This window comes from Phocaeicola dorei (assembly GCF_013009555.1).
GTDB classification, from domain to species: domain Bacteria; phylum Bacteroidota; class Bacteroidia; order Bacteroidales; family Bacteroidaceae; genus Phocaeicola; species Phocaeicola dorei.
In genome coordinates, this window is sequence record NZ_CP046176.1 from 5,608,957 (window position 1) to 5,625,488 (window position 16,532).

General features: G+C 42.4%; 14 protein-coding genes and 1 pseudogene. 4 read left to right on the forward strand and 11 right to left on the reverse strand.

Annotated features, from left to right (window positions below; all coding sequences use genetic code 11):
- Positions 1-15 precede the first annotated feature (15 nt).
- The 3 genes and pseudogenes from GKD17_RS22975 to GKD17_RS22985 all read left to right on the forward strand — a co-directional run bounded on the left by GKD17_RS22975 (position 16) and on the right by GKD17_RS22985 (position 3,037).
- Positions 16-1,669 (forward strand): annotated as a pseudogene (locus GKD17_RS22975) (hypothetical protein).
- Between the two features lie 116 nt (positions 1,670-1,785).
- Positions 1,786-2,031 carry a hypothetical protein gene (locus GKD17_RS22980; protein ID WP_007834297.1) on the forward strand — a complete coding sequence of 82 codons (246 nt, stop codon included), beginning with the start codon at positions 1,786-1,788 and terminating at the stop codon, positions 2,029-2,031.
- A gap of 307 nt (positions 2,032-2,338) precedes the next feature.
- Positions 2,339-3,037, forward strand: a complete 699-nt coding sequence (locus GKD17_RS22985) for a porin family protein (protein WP_007854845.1) — start codon at positions 2,339-2,341, stop codon at positions 3,035-3,037.
- A 235-nt stretch (positions 3,038-3,272) separates the two neighbouring features.
- Here GKD17_RS22985 and GKD17_RS22990 read toward each other — a convergent pair whose 3' ends face one another.
- From GKD17_RS22990 to polA, 6 genes are all read right to left on the reverse strand, one after another.
- Positions 3,273-3,929: a chloramphenicol acetyltransferase gene (locus tag GKD17_RS22990; RefSeq protein WP_005849885.1), complete on the reverse strand. Its 657-nt coding sequence runs from the start codon at positions 3,927-3,929 to the stop codon at positions 3,273-3,275.
- Positions 3,930-4,751, reverse strand: a complete 822-nt coding sequence (lgt, locus tag GKD17_RS22995; RefSeq protein WP_005843938.1) for a prolipoprotein diacylglyceryl transferase — start codon at positions 4,749-4,751, stop codon at positions 3,930-3,932.
- Positions 4,748-5,659, reverse strand: a complete 912-nt coding sequence (locus GKD17_RS23000) for a ketopantoate reductase family protein (protein ID WP_007834302.1) — start codon at positions 5,657-5,659, stop codon at positions 4,748-4,750. Before GKD17_RS23000 ends, lgt begins: the two co-directional genes overlap by 4 nt.
- 131 nt (positions 5,660-5,790) lie before the next feature.
- On the reverse strand, positions 5,791-6,894 hold the full coding sequence (gene ychF, locus GKD17_RS23005; protein WP_007834303.1) for a redox-regulated ATPase YchF: 1,104 nt from the start codon (positions 6,892-6,894) through the stop codon (positions 5,791-5,793).
- A 198-nt stretch (positions 6,895-7,092) separates the two neighbouring features.
- Positions 7,093-7,479, reverse strand: a complete 387-nt coding sequence (locus GKD17_RS23010) for a DUF3836 domain-containing protein (RefSeq protein WP_007834304.1) — start codon at positions 7,477-7,479, stop codon at positions 7,093-7,095.
- A 309-nt stretch (positions 7,480-7,788) separates the two neighbouring features.
- Positions 7,789-10,704 carry a DNA polymerase I gene (gene polA / locus GKD17_RS23015; protein WP_007834306.1) on the reverse strand — a complete coding sequence of 972 codons (2,916 nt, stop codon included), beginning with the start codon at positions 10,702-10,704 and terminating at the stop codon, positions 7,789-7,791.
- 91 nt (positions 10,705-10,795) lie between these two features.
- Between polA and GKD17_RS23020 the strand changes: the two genes are divergently transcribed.
- On the forward strand, positions 10,796-11,770 hold the full coding sequence (locus tag GKD17_RS23020; protein WP_007834307.1) for a polyprenyl synthetase family protein: 975 nt from the start codon (positions 10,796-10,798) through the stop codon (positions 11,768-11,770).
- 180 nt (positions 11,771-11,950) lie between these two features.
- Here GKD17_RS23020 and deoC read toward each other — a convergent pair whose 3' ends face one another.
- The 5 genes from deoC to GKD17_RS23045 form a co-directional block, all read right to left on the reverse strand.
- On the reverse strand, positions 11,951-12,898 hold the full coding sequence (deoC, locus tag GKD17_RS23025; protein ID WP_007834308.1) for a deoxyribose-phosphate aldolase: 948 nt from the start codon (positions 12,896-12,898) through the stop codon (positions 11,951-11,953).
- A gap of 6 nt (positions 12,899-12,904) precedes the next feature.
- Positions 12,905-13,225, reverse strand: coding sequence for a nucleotide pyrophosphohydrolase (locus GKD17_RS23030; RefSeq protein ID WP_007834309.1), 321 nt, complete (start codon positions 13,223-13,225; stop codon positions 12,905-12,907).
- Complete coding sequence (gene dtd, locus GKD17_RS23035) at positions 13,225-13,677, reverse strand: D-aminoacyl-tRNA deacylase (protein ID WP_007834310.1); 453 nt, start codon at positions 13,675-13,677, stop codon at positions 13,225-13,227. The genes GKD17_RS23030 and dtd overlap by 1 nt, the downstream gene beginning before the upstream one ends.
- 156 nt (positions 13,678-13,833) lie before the next feature.
- A complete protein-coding gene (gene uvrC / locus GKD17_RS23040; RefSeq protein ID WP_007834312.1) occupies positions 13,834-15,654 on the reverse strand; it encodes an excinuclease ABC subunit UvrC in 1,821 nt (606 codons plus the stop codon).
- Positions 15,655-16,007: 353 nt separating this feature from the next.
- Positions 16,008-16,532 carry an adenine phosphoribosyltransferase gene (locus tag GKD17_RS23045; RefSeq protein WP_007834315.1) on the reverse strand — a complete coding sequence of 175 codons (525 nt, stop codon included), beginning with the start codon at positions 16,530-16,532 and terminating at the stop codon, positions 16,008-16,010.

Consider the following 16,532-nt stretch of genomic DNA (forward strand, 5'->3'; position numbering starts at 1 on the left):
AAAGACAAAATTACTATGCGTTCATTTATTATATATTTAAATTTCGTCAGTTTGCTGGCTGTCTGTTTGTTTGCCTGTAACCACCATTCTTCCAATCCGATGTTACAGCAAGTAGATTCATTGTTGGAAATGAAGCCGGACAGTGCATTGACTATTTTAAAAAATATATCTGTTTTAGAGGATTTGCCGGAAGTAGACAAGGCATACTATGCTTTGTTGCTGGCTGAGGCTACGGACAAGAACAAACTACCCTTATTACCTTGCGATTCCTTATTGAATTTCGCCTTGGATTATTATGGAGATGATGATAGGGAGAAGGCTGTGGCATTGATGTATAAGGGAAGGCTGCTGGCGCAGATGAATGATGAAATGTCGGCGATAGAGCATAATTTGAAAGCGTTGGAAGTGTTGCAGAATTATCCGCAAGATTTAAAATGTAGAAGATTGATTTATAGTATGTTAGGGGTATGGTGATTGTGAATTGTACGACAAGGCGTTGGAAATACAAAATCAAGCTCTTCTTTATTCTTTTAGTGCTAAAGATACTGCTATTGCCTATCATAACATTGGATATATTTATGGTATGAGGGATATGCAGGATTCTGCTATAACTTATCAGAGAAAGTCTGTGGAATATGCTATGCGTTCTAAAGATACAAGCATGATACTCACTTCTTGGCACAATTTAAGTCTGTATTATGGACGATTTGAAAACATCGATTCTGCCGTGGTTTATGCCTATAAAGTTTTGCAAAATATATCTGATGAAAATAAAATATTTAGCGGTTATTTCTATAATATAGGTGATTTGTACATTGGTTTAGGACAATATGATTCTGCTAGGTATTATTTAGAGAAAAGCCTGCTCTTTTCTCCATCCCTTTCTATGTCTTACTGGTCACTTGCCGTAATGGAAGCTAAGCTAGGAAATTTCAAGTCCGCCTATCACTATCTAGATACTTTTGTCATGGTTCAGGATTCATTGGATGCTAGTGAGCGATTGTCTGAAGTGCAGCATATAGTCTATAAAAATCAGACAGCATTGGAAGTAAAGGATGAGCAAATAAAATCCAGAAAGGTTATAGGGCGTATTGTTTTTTCAGCCATTATTATTTGCTTTGTCGTTGCTTTGATTTACCAACGTTGGATAAATAAGAAAAATAACCAGCAGGCACTCTATCGGCAAGCATTACAATATGCTGATGAGAAACAGAATGTGATGCAGCAGCGCATAGAAGAAAATGAATCCGCTCTTGCACTGTTACAGGATAGGGAAAACCAAAATCTTGATGAAATTGCCCAAAAAGAGCAATTGATAACTCAATTGAAGAAAGAAAAGTTGGCACTTCGTACATGGTTATTCCAGCAGACTTCTATATACAAAAAGGTGATGTCATTGTCTGACCAGCAGCAGGTGAATAAGAAAATCCGTAAGGTGATGGCAGCTGCTGAATTGGACAAACTGAAGAAAACGACCTTTGAAATCTATGCTGATTATATTTCTCCTTTGCAAGCACAATACTCCCAACTGACGGAGGATGACTTGTTGGTCCTTTGCCTGCAAGAAGCGGGTATTTCTCCGTTGGCCATTTCTTTATGTTTCGGACATACGGATACGGTAGCCCTCAATCAAAGGAAATCGCGTCTAAAAAAGAAAATGTCAGAGTGATAAACTGAAATATATTGTTTATCAGTGTTTTATAGAAATATTATGTCACAGCAAATAGTTGTACGTTCTTTCCTTTCCCTCTAACTTTGCGGCATCATTTTTAAACAAAAAGAAGTATGAAAGCAAAGTTATTATTGATGTTATTTTTAGTTTCCTTGAGTTTGGGAGTTTTTGCTTCGGAGCATCACCAAAAGAAGCCTCATGCAGTTTGCAAAGTTTATGAGAAGGTGGCTACTAGAATTCCTTTTATTTTTTCAATACAAGCCGAAGATATAAATGACTGTTTGTATCTCACATCTCAGTTCTCATTAAATGATGCTGATATTACTATGCTAGATAAGGATGGTAATGAAAAGGTGTAGTTATGAATAACGCATTTGAAAAAACAGCTGTACTTCCTAAGTGTGATAAAGGAAGTGCTTACTCGACTCAGATAAATTTAAGTTTTTAAGTAATTCCAATTAAGGCTGTATGATAATATTTTAGTTGATAATCTAAGGTTATTGATAATGTGAAGTTCATATCTGAATCTTATTTTATTGCTCATGTTATGATAAAATATGTTATATGGTTGATTTTTAGTGTTGTATAGGTGAGTGATGTTATATGGATAGAGCTTTATGCTTATATCTTCTTTCTAATTTTGCAACATCAAATAAAAAAATAAGTATGAAGACTAAAATGATTGTAGTGGTGGTGTTGGCTGCCATGTGTGTATTGCCTTTGTCTGCACAGGTAAAAGTTGGTGTGGAAGGTGGAATGAACCTGTCTCATTATCTGGTTTCCGGTTCTGACGGATATAAAGCCGAACAGGTAGGTGGAATGAAGCCCGGCTTTCAATTGGGGGTGACTGTGGACTACGAGATAGGAAAGCATTGGATGTTAATGTCCGGTTTGTCTTGGTTGCAGAATAGAAGTACCATGAAAATGATGGATCACATGGTTACTTATTTTCCTAAGACAGAGATAAAGATAAATAATCTGATTTTGCCGTTAAAAATGGGATATAATATTCGGGTTTCGGATAAACTCAGCCTCATTCCGTCGGTTGGAGTTTATGCTTCTTACGGATTTGGTGCTGGAAACTGTTCTTTGGATGTTATTCACCAAGAGGGGGATAATATAACTACCGAGCCTGCAAAATGGAAGCCCTTGGATGGTTTTTCCTATAAAGCCGGGGAGCCCAATAATAGTGCTAATCTTCAGGCTTTCCGCCGTTGGGATTATGGGGGCATTGTTGGAATGAAGGCTGTTATTGCCGATCATTATACGATAAGTTTTGATTATAGGGTCGGAATAAAAAAGATACAGGCACAAAATGGTTTGCGGAATTCAACTTTCCAGTTCTCTGTGGGCTATCGTTTCTAAACTGATTTAATTAAACTGGCAATCTGTCAAAATGATAATGCCGGTGTATGAGGGTGTCCTGTTTCAAAGGATACAGTTTGTGTATTTTCATCGTATTCTCGTGCATCGGCATTTTGACAGATTGTCTTCTTTTTCTGGTTATTTATTCTTTTATGGATATATGTGAACGTATATGTAGGGAAATGCATACATACGTGTCCGACAGGGATCTTTATGCCTTTTGAGACCCCTCTATTTATTGAGCCAGCTCTTTCAATATCTCCTCTATTTTCTGAAAGAGTTGTCCTATGTGCGCTCCGTCCACAAAAGCATGGTTTACAGTGAAAGCGATGGGCATTACCAGTCTTCCTTCGCGTGGCACTACTTTGCCGGCATTCATCAGCGGATAGTCTAATGGATGGTCGGGAGCCATTTGTGTATAGGTGAGTGAAGTGAAATAAAGCTGAGGCGTGGCACTCAGTTGGATAATATCAAAATCTCCCTGTTCTTTAATGACTTTTTCGGCTCCATACGGGTCACCCTCTTCGGGGATGTTATGGACGATGTGATATGCTTCGGCATAAAACCGTTCAAAATCTGCATGGTAAGGGATGCGGACTGTGTAGAAAGTCTTGCCGGGTACAGCGATAGGTGATATGATGTCCACCTGATCGTGATAGACCACCTGTCCGTTTTTATCTGTACGGAAACGGAATTCTTTCACTTCATTGGCAGCACGTAGCACAGCATACAGGTAATACAGGAAAAAAGAGCGCTTGGCGGCTTTTGCAGCTGGAAATGCTTCAGTGCAATCCACTTCACTGGTAATGGATATCCATGAATTATGGAAGTTGCGGAAAAAATTATAATTGTCCCGGCGTTCCCAAGTTTCAATATCTATTATATGTTTCATTTATTTTACGGGTTTAAAAGAATGGTACATGAAGTGCGCTCCCAGCAGTATGAACGGAATGCTGAGCCATTGCCCCATGTTCAGCATCATACTGTCTTCAAAGGCTTCCTGGCTGGCTTTTATAAACTCCACAAGGAAGCGGAAGGTGAATATGGTAGTGAGGCAGTAGCCGAAATAGAAACCGGGGTATAGCGTGGTTTTGTACTTTTTATACAACCGCAAGCCTATGATAAAAATCAGAAGATAGGCGATGGCTTCGTAGAGTTGTGCCGGGTGGCGGGGTTGCATATCTTCGTGCGGAAAAATGAACGCCCAAGGAACATGAGTTACCGTACCTACTATTTCACCATTCATCAGGTTACCTAAACGGATAAAACAACCTGCCAGCGGGGTGGCGATGGCTATATTGTCTAGTACAGTCAGGAACTTCAATTTTACACGGCGTGAATAGATCCATAAGGCGAGCATTAGTCCGATGGTTCCTCCATGGCTGGCAAGACCTTGATAACCGGTCCATTTTATCCCAGAATCGGTAATCTTGACGGGCAACAGCATTTCTACAGGGTGAGAGAGCCAATAGCCTGGTTCATAGAACAGACAATGTCCCAGGCGAGCACCGATAACAATACCCAGCAGGCAGTAAACGAACAGGGAATCAAATTTTTCGTAAGGAATTTTTTGGTCTTGGTAGAGTTTGTATATCACCCAGTAGGCCAATGAAAGCCCTGTAACGAACAATACGGAGTAATAACGGATGGAAATGCCGAAAATGGAAAAGATTTCTATATCGGGATTCCAAAGAATGGCTGACAGTGTATTCATATCTTGAATTTTTGTGCAACTTTGCGGTAAGTGGGCATATCCACATCCATCTTTTCGCCCAGTGCGATCATATCAAACAATAGTCCTTGTATTTCGGACTCATGTCCTTTGGCTATATCTTTTTGCATGGATGCGGTACTGTCCGGGTCTAATTTGTCAATCACTTTTAAGTTGTATTCTATCGGGTCTTCCGCATAGGTAATTCCCATTTTGCGGCCTATTTCAGAACTTTCCTTGGACAGACCGATGAAAGTGTCGCGTTCTGCTCCGGGATGTTGCAGAGGACCCATTGGGACATCATGGTAGGCACCTGTGCAGGCCATAGCCGAGATGAATGACCATTTGATGAAGGTGTCGCGATTGATATCATCCGAAATATCGGCTTTGATCCCTGCTTTTCTTAGTACATCGGCAATGGTTTCCAGACGTTCCGGAGCCACACCCTGTTGGGGACGTGCGCCGAAAACCAGTCGGAATATTTTGCCCATTTGTGTGATTTCACCCGGTCCGGAGACGAAACCTACGATGTAGATGCATCCGTCTAGTACTGTTACATGTGAAACAAGTTGCCCGATACGGGGACCTGTACCGTAAACATTCAGGATGGGGATAATCAAGGTATCTTTATCCGAGGCTTTTTCCAACAGATCTTTGATGGAATCTAGGGAGTAGCCCTTTACGCATACAAAAATTACGTTGGCTTTCTCGTTGTATTCCTCGGCTGTGCAGGCTTGTACAGGCAGAAAGTGATTACCTTTCAAGTCTGATCTTAGGTGAAGTCCTTTTTCACGAATGGCTTCCAGATGCTTGCCACGGGCAATGCATGTTACATCTTTTCCTGCTAAAGCAAGGAAACCGGCGATGCTTCCTCCAACGCCGCCGGTTCCCACGATTAAATATTTTTCCATGTTAGTTGTATTTTGTTTTAGGAAACAAAACACTGACTTATCAGTCTGCCATTAGTTTTGCTGGTTCCCTGATGTTTTTTCATTCATAGCATGGCTGTGATAAGTCTTTTGCGTTTTGATTTACCTACGGTTTATACATTGAAGCGGAAGTGCATGATGTCACCGTCCTGCACTACGTATTCTTTACCTTCCACGCCCATTTTTCCAGCCTCTTTCACGGCGGCTTCCGAACCATATTTAATGTAGTCCTCGTACTTGATCACCTCGGCGCGGATAAATCCTTTCTCGAAATCGGTGTGGATGACCCCTGCGCATTGGGGTGCTTTCCATCCTTTGCGGTAGGTCCAGGCTTTTACCTCCATTTCTCCGGCGGTGATGAAGGTTTCCAGTTCCAGCAGGTGGTAAGCCGATTTGATCAGACGATTTACACCTGATTCTTCCAGACCGACTTCCTGAAGGAACATTTGGCGGTCTTCATAGGTTTCGAGTTCTGCGATATCGGCTTCGGTTTTGGCGGCTACGACTAGAATTTCTGCATTCTCTTCTTTTACGGCTTCGCGTACTTGTTCTACATATTTATTGCCGGTAGCAGCGCTTGCTTCGTCCACGTTGCATACGTACATCACTGGTTTGCTGGTTAGCAAGAACAGTTCTTTTGCGATTTTCTGTTCGTCTTTGCTGTCAAATTGTACGGTACGCGCAGATTTGCCTTGTTCCAATGCGTCTTTGTATTTAACAAGGATGTCGTACATTTGTTTAGCTTGTTTGTCACCGCCCGTCTGTGCCTGTTTTTGTACTTTTTGGATACGGCTTTCAATGGTCTCCAAATCTTTCAGCTGGAGTTCGGTGTCAATGATTTCTTTGTCACGGACCGGATCTACACTACCGTCTACATGAGTCACATTTTCATCATCAAAACAGCGGAGTACGTGCAGAATAGCATCTGTTTCACGGATATTTGCCAGAAACTTGTTTCCCAACCCTTCACCTTTGCTAGCTCCTTTTACAAGTCCTGCAATGTCAACAATTTCTACAGTAGTGGGAACGATACGTCCCGGATGAACCAGTTCGGCAAGTTTGGTCAGGCGTTCATCAGGAACGGTGATGACACCTACATTCGGTTCGATGGTACAGAAAGGGAAGTTGGCTGCTTGAGCCTTTGCATTCGATAAACAATTAAAAAGTGTCGACTTTCCTACGTTTGGAAGACCGACAATGCCACATTGTAAAGCCATTATCTATTTGTTTTTTTGATTATTATCTATCTATTTGTTTGCAAAGATAACCATTCTTTTTGTATCAGGCTTCATATTGAAGTCAGATTTGGCTTTTTTATATGCGAAAAGACTGCCCGTCACGAAACAAAAAGGGCAACCGTCACGGTTGCCCTTTCGTAGAGTTTTTATGAAAAGTGTTAGATTGTTAGAATAGATTTATTTGTCCATAGTTACGGTCATTTCGGGTACTAATATATATTCTTTCTTTTTAGAGTTCCATTTGTAATATTCAGTAGTCATACTTTTGTTGCCATAAGTATAACGAATGCAGAGGTCATTTTCCCAGCGATTTTTGTTACTGTTCCATTTTTGCGCCTCGTCCTCTGTGCGTTGGTTGTTGGCATCATACTTGTAATTGTGCTTCATATAATTAGTAAGCATGGTGCCTTCCATTTTAAAAATCGTTTCCGAAACAATTACTCCATTTACTTCTTCTGCATTGTAAATCAGGTTGTCACCCGGATTTCCTGCAAAAACTGTAAGGTTAGCAATAAATAAAATTGCTACAACGAGCATTCCTTTCAAAAAATTGATCTTCTTCATGATATTGATATGTTAGATTGTTACTTTCATATTGTTTTTAAAAACGGTGCAAATGTACGAAAGAAAATTGAATCTCCTAACATTTCTGCTAAAAAATGATTATATTTTTGCAAAATGTCACTGATTAAACAAATATTAATAATTGTATAAGATCTATTTATTACAATTATCTTGTGTTTGTGTTTTTCATTTACGTTCGGGATGGCAAATGAAAAGCTCAATGGATTGGAAAAGACCATTGAGCTTTTATGATATAAATACCTTATATATAGTACTATATATCTTGCGAATAGTTGGTTTCTATATGCTTTAATGCGCTTCAAGCCAGTTGCTTCCCCAACCGCAGTCTGCGCGTAAAGGTACTTGCATATGGTAGGCATTTTCCATCTCTTCAATCACAATTTTCTGTACTTTTTCCTTTTCTTCGGGTAGAACGCTGAAATTTAACTCATCATGTACCTGAAGTATCATTTTGGACTTTATATTTTCAGATTGAAAGCGCTGGTATATGCGTACCATAGCTGCCTTGATAATATCGGCTGCACTTCCCTGGATAGGAGCATTGATGGCATTTCGTTCGGCATATCCGCGCACAACCGAATTTCTGGAATTGATATCCGGAAGATATCGTTTACGGCCGAATATGGTTTCAATATATCCTTGCCTGCGGGCAAGGTCGATGCTTTTGTCCATATATTCCTTTATTTGGGGATAAGTTTCGAAATAGCCGTCTATTAGTTCTTTTGCCTCTTTGCGGTCTACATTCATACGTTCTGCCAGTCCGAATACGCTGATGCCGTAGATGATACCGAAATTAGCTGTTTTTGCTTTACTGCGTTGTTCGCGGGTAACTTTGTCTATACTTATCTTATATACTTTTGCTGCGGTGGCGGCATGAATGTCATCTCCTTCCTTGAAAGCCTCTATCATATTGGCGTCTCCGCTAAGGTGTGCCATAATGCGTAACTCAATCTGTGAATAGTCGGCGGAGAAAAATTCGCAACCATCATCGGGAATGAAGGCCTTACGGATTTCCTTGCCGTCTTCGTTGCGGATGGGGATGTTCTGAAGGTTCGGGTTGCTGGAACTGAGTCGGCCGGTAGCAGTGACCGTTTGATTGAACGAAGTATGAATTTTACCTGTTTCTTTATTAATCAATAGGGGCAGAGCATCAATATAAGTACCGAGAAGCTTCTTCAGACCGCGGTGTTCCAATATCTTGCCTACTATTTCGTGTTTCCCTCGCAGGCTTTCCAATACTTCTTCACTGGTGACATATTGTCCGGTTTTGGTTTTCTTGGCTTTCTCCACGATACGCAGCTTGTCAAACAGCACTTCACCTACCTGTTTGGGTGAGGCTATGTTGAAATCCGTACCTGCCAGTTGGTGCACTTCTTCTTCTATTTGGTTCATGCGGGCGGTGAAATGTTCCGAGGTCTGTTTTAAGGCTTCAGTGTCTACACGCACGCCGTTGCGTTCTATATAAGCAAGTACGGGGACCAGGGGCATTTCTATTTCGTAGAAGAGTTTTTCCGCATCGTTGGTTTTCAATTCCTGTTCCAAGATGTTTTTCAATTTCAGTGTGACATCAGCATCCTCGCACGCGTACTTATAGATAGCTTCGGGGGAGAGATCGCGCATATTCTTCTGACCTTTGCCTTTGGGACCAATCAGTTCTTCGATGTGGATAGTCTGATAATGCAGGTAGATTTCGGCAAGGTAGTCCATATTGTGGCGCAATTCCGGTTGTAGTACATAATGTGCCACCATGGTATCGAACAGGGGACCGCGCACTTCAGTTCCGTAGTTGCCCAATACCAGCATATCGTATTTTATATTTTGTCCTACTTTCAACGCTCCTTCTTTTTCGAAAGCCGGCCGGAACTCATTAACTATTTTTTGCGCTTCGGTCCGATCGGCAGGTACAGGGACATAAAATGCTTGATTTTCGGCATAGCTGAAGCTCATTCCCACGAGTTCTGCGGTGATGGGATCGGTTCCTGTTGTTTCCGTGTCTAGACTGAAAATTTCTTTTGTAAGTAAGTTTTGTAATAATTCAGATCTTTTCTCTTCTGTATCAATGAGTTGATAGTCGTATTTTAAATTATCTAAACATGCTAGATTCGAATATTTCTCACTTTCCGTCCCTCCGTCGGTAAATTCTGCAAAGAGATTGCCTTGAGGGGAAGACGGAGAAGCGGGCGATTTGCCATTCGAAGCCGGTTCACCGAAAAGGGAGAGTTGTCCCGAACCGTCCGGCATGTTTCCCTGCCGGGCGCTTCCTTCCGGTGTGCGGTTTCGTCCTTGCAGATCGTTTCCGGTCGCATCGGTGTATGTTCCGGCGAAGGCGGATTTCTTGTTTCGGTTGAAAACGCGGTCGATGAGGGTACGGAACTCCATCTCTTCAAAAATCTTCCGTAGTTCCTCTTCATTTGGTTCTTCTCTTTTCAGTTCGTCCATGTTCAATGTGATGGGGACATCAATCTTGATAGTTGCCAGAAACTTGGAGAACTCAATCATTTTCCGGTTGGCTTCCACTTTGGTTTTCAAGGCTCCTTTCAGTTCGGCAGAGTGGGAGAGAAGATTCTCGATGCTGCCATATTGCGCGATTAACTTTTGTGCTGTTTTCTCGCCCACTCCCGGACAACCGGGAATGTTGTCGGAACTATCGCCCATCAGTCCCAGCATATCAATGACTTGTGCGGGTGACTGGATATCGAACTTTGCCTTTACCTCTTCTATGCCCATCACTTCAAAACCGCCTGTATGCTTGGGACGGTACATGAAGACATTTCCGCCCACCAGTTGACCATAGTCTTTGTCTGGTGTCATCATATAAGTAGTGATCCCTCGTTTGCCGGCTTCGGTGGCCAGTGTACCGATCACGTCGTCAGCCTCGTATCCCGGTATTTCCAGAATAGGAATACGATAGGCCCGGATAATATCCTTTATAATGGGTACAGACAAACGGATTACTTCGGGTGTTTCTTCACGTTGTGCCTTATACTGTTCATAGGCCTCGTGCCGGAAGGTGGGACCGGCGGGATCAAATGCCACACCGATGTGCGTAGGATTTTCTTTCTTCAAGACCTCTTCCAGTGTATTGACAAATCCCAGTACGGCTGAAGTGTTGAAACCCTTGGAGTTAATGCGCGGGCTTTTGATGAAAGCGTAATACGCGCGGTATATTAATGCATAAGCATCTAATAGAAAAAGTTTGTCCATTCTTAAAAATCTTTAGTTTTTTCATTGTAAAAGTACAAAAAAATACCGTATTCCGTCTTTTATTACTACTTTTGTGCACAAATTAACCTGCATGGACAAATTACAGCAAATCAAATTGCCTATTGACAAGGAGTTTGAGGAATTTAGAAGGTTGTTTGACTCTTCGCTCCAAAGTTCCAATTCTTTACTTAGTGAGGTGTTATCCTATATTAAGCAGAGAAATGGCAAGATGATGCGTCCCATATTGGCGTTGTTGATTGCTAAACTATTCGGTGAAATCAATGATTCTACGCTTCATGCGGCCCTTTCATTGGAGTTGCTCCATACGGCCAGCCTGGTGCACGATGATGTGGTGGATGAGAGTGACAAGCGCCGTGGGCAGTCTTCGGTAAATGCTATCTATAATAATAAGGTGTCGGTTCTGGTAGGCGACTATATGCTGGCAACCAGCCTGAAGCATTCTGCCATGACCCGCGAGATTACAATTGTAGATTTGGTGGCTTGTTTGGGACAGAACTTATCTGAAGGCGAGATTATTCAATTGGCGAATATTAATGCTTCTGAGTTCTCGGAAGAAGTGTATTATGATGTCATTCGTAAAAAGACGGCTGCATTGTTTACTGCCAGTGCGGAAGCGGGGGCTATTTCGGTTCATGCATCCGATGAAATGGTGAAAAATGCTCGTCTGTTTGGCGAAATGATTGGTATTGCTTTCCAGATAAAGGATGATATCTTTGACTATTATTCTTCTGATGAGATAGGTAAACCTACCGGAAACGATATGCGTGAAGGGAAGCTGACATTGCCGGCTTTGTATGTGTTAAATACGTTTGATGATGAGGAGATGCGGAAACTGGCGTTATGTATCCGGTCATTAGACGCTTCGGATGAAGATATTGCCCGTTTCATCGAATATACTAAGGTGAAGGGAGGGATAGAGTATGCCAGACAGGCAATGGTGGATTATCGTAATAAAGCGTTGGCTTTACTTCCACAATCAGCCGGTCAAGCTGTAAAAGATGCTTTGACTGCTTATATTGATTATGTGATTGAAAGAGATAAATAGTACGATTGTTGAAGATATGTACCTCAAAAAGCTCGGGCGTGATCCTTTATACGATAAGGACCACGCCCGAGCTTTTTGAGGTACGCCTTTCTTTGGTAGTTTAAAATAACCGGAATAGATAAGGCTCATTCCGGTCACTTTAAATGTGGTTGTTATTTAAATAGTGAAACGGTTCTTTGTTTAGAAGAACTTGGTTTCCTGACCTACAATTTCTGAGAGAAGCAGATTGGCCAGGCGGCTTGTTCCTAAGCGGAATAGCTCGTTTGTCAGCCATTCTTCACCTAACACTTCTTTTACAATGGTATAGTAAACCAAAGCATCGTGTACGGTATTAATTCCTCCGGCGGGTTTGAATCCTACTTTGCGGCCTGTTGTCATATAGTATTCTTTGATAGCCTCGCACATCACCAAGGCGGCTTCAGGAGTAGCGGCGGGGTTTTCCTTTCCGGTAGAGGTCTTGATGAAATCGGCTCCGGAATACATCGATAGAATGGACGCTTTTTTGATGTTGGATGCGCTTCCCAGTGCTCCGGTTTCTAGAATTACTTTCAGGTGGTGCTCACCACATACAGCTTTTAATTCTTCTATTTCATCGCACATTCCTTCGTAATCCCCACTCAGGAACTTGCCTACCGGGATAACGATATCTATTTCATCAGCTCCGGTATGGAGAGCCATGGCTGTTTCGGCTACCTTTACTTCAGTAAATGTTTGTGATGAAGGGAAACCACCAGATACACAGGCTATGTTTACATGGTCTGCCTCCAAGGTGTCGTTGACTACTTCTGCCATATTAGGATATACACAGATTGCGGCTACATTGTCCAGATCAGGGTACTTGTCAACAAATTCATTTACTTTTCCGGTGAATTTCATTACACTTTCATCCGAATCAGTGCACTTTAAAGTGGTCAGGTCAATGCAATGGAACAGGAATTTCTTTACGTCCGGTGTATTGTTTTCTGCTACATGTTTTTCGATGAGTAGGGCAGTTTTCGCTTTTACATCCTCATCGCGCAAACGGATGTTATACTTGGCAAGTGCTTCCTCGTACTTACTGTGCTCGGGTCCATGATCGTGGTCATGACGATGTTCATGTCCACCTTCGAATTCGTGATTATGTTCCATAATTCTTTATAATTTGGGGTTGTTTTTATGTCTGTCTTTATCTCTATTTGTTTTCTTCTCCAAGTTTTGACGGAAGGCTTCGGTCAGGTTTACTCCGGTCTGGTTGGCCAGACAGATAAGGACCCACAATACGTCTGCCATTTCATCGGCAAGGTTGTCTTTCTCTCCTTGTTTGAAAGATTGGTCTCCATATTTACGTGCCATCACACGTGCCAGTTCGCCTACTTCCTCGGTCAGGACGGTCATATTGGTCAGTTCGCTGAAGTAACGTACACCATACGTTTTAATCCAGCTGTCCACCTCTTTTTGTGCTTCTTCCAGTGTCATTATTCTTTGTTTTTAGTGTCCATACATATAGTAACAGGCCCGTTGTTCAGAAGTTCAACTTTCATGTCTGCTCCGAATTCTCCGGTTCCTACTTCTTTGCCTAAACCGATGCTTAGTTCCCGGCAGAAATAATCGTAGAGAGGAATGGCTATATCGTGTTTTGCGGCACGGATGTAGGAGGGACGGTTCCCTTTCTTTGTAGATGCGTGCAATGTGAACTGGCTGATAACCAGAATGTTGCCTTCTACCTCCCGAATGGATTTATTCATCACTCCGTTTTCATCGTCAAAGACTCTCAATCCTATTATCTTTTTGCATAACCAGTCAGCATCTTCTTGTGTATCAGCTTCTTCGATACCAACCAATATCATGAATCCTTCTTTTATCGCCGATTTGCATACACCTTCTATGGTAACAGAGGCGTGGCTTACTCGTTGAATAACTACTCTCATATTTATATCCTTTATTTATTATTAGAAAATGCTTGCCGTTTACCGGTATTATGTCCGCCTACTATGGTGGGTGGAAACATTGCCGACCTCTTGGCTTGACAGTTATGAGGGCGGCATATCCTTGCAATGGATGTATGCAAAGGTAGGAAATCCCTTTTATTCTGTGAGGTTTTCTTTGATATTTTTAGCGGCTGCTTCACCTACCACGGCTGCAATCTCTTCCAGTGAGGCTTGCTTGATGCGGCTGACGCTTTTGAATGTTTTCAGCAGGGCGGTCTTTCTTTTCTCACCTATTCCCTTGATGTTGTCTAAAGCGGATGCCACCTGGCTCTTGCTGCGCTTGTCCCGATGGAAGGTGATGGCGAAGCGGTGTACTTCGTTCTGTATATTCTCCAACAGATGGAACAAGGGAGTGCTTTGTTTTACACCGATGGTCAGCGGAGGAAAACCGTATAGCAATTCCGAGGTGCGGTGCTTGCGGTCTTTGGCCAGTCCGGCTATGGGGATATCCAGATGGAGTTCGTCTTCTATCACTTCTCTCACTACTTCCATTTGCCCCTTTCCACCGTCGGTAATGATGAGGTCGGGCAGGGGGGAACCTTCCTCTATGGCGCGGCTATACCGGCGGCGTACCACCTCTTTCATAGAGGCGTAATCGTCGGGCCCGGTCACTGTCTTGATGATGTATTTCCGGTAATCCTTCTTGCTTGGTTTCGCCTTTTTGAAGACTACACAGGCGGCCACTGCGTCCGAACCCTGAATGTTGGAGTTGTCGAAACATTCAATGTGGTTCGGCATCTTCTTCATATGTAGCTGCTCTTGGATTTCCTTCATCAGACGGACGCTTCTTTGTTCTGGATTTAACTTTTCCGCCTGTTTCAAACGGTCTACTTTATACTGCTTCACGTTCATTACGGAGAGGTCCAGCAAATGCTTCTTTTCTCCTCGTTGGGGAACGGTGAAGGTGACGTTGTTCATTTCCATATCCACTTCAAAAGGTACGATGATTTCGCGGGAAGTGCTTTTGTACCGTTCGCGCATTTCGATAATGCCCAGTTGTAAAAGCTCTTCTTTTGTTTCGTTCAGACGTTTCTTGTACTCGAAAGTGAAGGCTTGGTTGATGCATCCGTTAGTGATATGCAGATAGTTGATATAGGCTGAATTTTCTTCCATTTCAATGGAGAATACATCCACATTATGGATGATGGAGTTGACCACTTCGCTCTTGGAGCGATAGTTTTCTATCAAGTCATATTTCTCTTTTATTTTCTGTGCTTCCTCAAATTTCATTTCGGCGGCAAGCGCTTGCATTTCCTCCATCAGCAGGTCACTTACAATTTGTGTATCTCCTTTCAGGATATCTTTGATTTCACCGATATTCTTCATGTATTCCTCATGCGATTGTTGTCCGATACAGGGCCCTTTGCAGTTCTTTATATGATATTCCAGACATACGTTGAACTTGCCGGCACGAATGTTCTCTGGACTCAGATTGAGTTTGCAGGTACGGATGGGGTAGAGCTTTTTTATCAAGTCCATCACGGCAAGCATGGAGGGCATGTGGCTGTACGGACCATAGTAGGAGGAGCCGTTACGGATGATTTTCCGGGTCTTGAAGATGCGTGGAAAATACTCATTGCTTACACAAATGGAAGGGTAGGTCTTATCATCTTTCAGCAATACGTTGTAGCGCGGTTTGTATTTCTTTATCAGATTATTCTCTAACAAAAGGGCGTCTTCCTCTGTCTTTACCACGATATAACGGATGTCTGCAATCTTGCTGACCAGCAGGCGTGTCTTGCCGTTGGGGTGCTCTCTGTTGAAGTAAGAAGAGACTCTTCGTTTCAAGTTTTTTGCTTTTCCAACGTAGATAATGGTTCCTTCGGAGTTTAGGTATTGGTAAATGCCCGGGCTGTCGGGCAGGTTTAGTACGATTCCTTTCAGATAGTCATTGGTTGTAATCTCTTCTTTTTCCATAAGTGTATATTGGTATTACCTGATTATATGTTAACGTAAGCTCGATATAAAAATACCTCGTTGCTGAATTTTGAGTTAAATGACAAACGATTGTTTTCCGGACAAATGAGCGCTTCCGTAGGGGTGGCCCCATGTGTTCGCCCCTACGGTGGAAACATCTCAAAATAGCATTTCGTGGTATGATTGTAGGTAATCATCTTATAAATCTTCAAGCTGTAAGATATATAATGTTACAGCTTGAAGATATATATCTTTCGGCTTCATCGTCCATATCTTTTCGTTGTCCATCCATTGTTGTCTTTCTATAGTGACTCGGGACGGACTTCGCTTTTTTACGGGCAGATTGTGCGGCGTTATAAAGTAAGCAGTGTATCCACTGTGATGTCTTCGGGGAATGCCTTTCTGCCGTTCAGACCTCCCAACTCGATAATGAAGTTGATGAAGATCTTTTTGGCACCACATCTTTGTACTAACCGATGAGTGGCCGCCATGGTTCCACCGGTAGCCAATAAATCATCGTGCAGCAGAACTACATCGTTTTCATTGATGGCATCCTTATGTATTTGAATGGTATCGGTTCCGTACTCTTTAGCATACGTTTCTTCTACAACCTCTGCAGGGAGTTTGCCCGGCTTACGCGCCATTACGAATCCGGCTCCTAAACGTGCCGCCAGAGCACCGCCCATAATGAAGCCGCGCGACTCTATACCTACTACTTTGGTGATACCTTTGTCCTTGTACATTTCATATAAAGTGTCCAGCATTTCCTGCAAGCACTCGGCATTTTTGAACAAGGTTGTCACATCATAAAACAGAATTCCCGGAATGGGGAAATCTGGAATTTCTCTTAAGTTTGCTTTAAGCGTTTCTTTGCTCAT

Excerpts from the sequence above, each read along its gene's own strand:
- GKD17_RS22980 (WP_007834297.1), top strand. The coding sequence starts at position 1,786 with ATGAAAGCAAAGTTATTATTGATGTTATTTTTAGTTTCCTTGAGTTTG.
- GKD17_RS23000 (WP_007834302.1), bottom strand. The coding sequence starts at position 5,659 with ATGGAAAAATATTTAATCGTGGGAACCGGCGGCGTTGGAGGAAGCATC.
- lgt (WP_005843938.1), bottom strand. The coding sequence starts at position 4,751 with ATGAATACACTGTCAGCCATTCTTTGGAATCCCGATATAGAAATCTTT.
- deoC (WP_007834308.1), bottom strand. The coding sequence starts at position 12,898 with ATGGAACATAATCACGAATTCGAAGGTGGACATGAACATCGTCATGAC.
- ychF (WP_007834303.1), bottom strand. The coding sequence starts at position 6,894 with ATGGCTTTACAATGTGGCATTGTCGGTCTTCCAAACGTAGGAAAGTCG.
- GKD17_RS22985 (WP_007854845.1), top strand. The coding sequence starts at position 2,339 with ATGAAGACTAAAATGATTGTAGTGGTGGTGTTGGCTGCCATGTGTGTA.
- uvrC (WP_007834312.1), bottom strand. The coding sequence starts at position 15,654 with ATGGAAAAAGAAGAGATTACAACCAATGACTATCTGAAAGGAATCGTA.
- dtd (WP_007834310.1), bottom strand. The coding sequence starts at position 13,677 with ATGAGAGTAGTTATTCAACGAGTAAGCCACGCCTCTGTTACCATAGAA.
- GKD17_RS23010 (WP_007834304.1), bottom strand. The coding sequence starts at position 7,479 with ATGAAGAAGATCAATTTTTTGAAAGGAATGCTCGTTGTAGCAATTTTA.
- GKD17_RS23030 (WP_007834309.1), bottom strand. The coding sequence starts at position 13,225 with ATGACACTGGAAGAAGCACAAAAAGAGGTGGACAGCTGGATTAAAACG.
- GKD17_RS22990 (WP_005849885.1), bottom strand. The coding sequence starts at position 3,929 with ATGAAACATATAATAGATATTGAAACTTGGGAACGCCGGGACAATTAT.
- GKD17_RS23045 (WP_007834315.1), bottom strand. The coding sequence starts at position 16,532 with ATGAGCAAAGAAACGCTTAAAGCAAACTTAAGAGAAATTCCAGATTTC.
- polA (WP_007834306.1), bottom strand. The coding sequence starts at position 10,704 with ATGGACAAACTTTTTCTATTAGATGCTTATGCATTAATATACCGCGCG.
- GKD17_RS23020 (WP_007834307.1), top strand. The coding sequence starts at position 10,796 with ATGGACAAATTACAGCAAATCAAATTGCCTATTGACAAGGAGTTTGAG.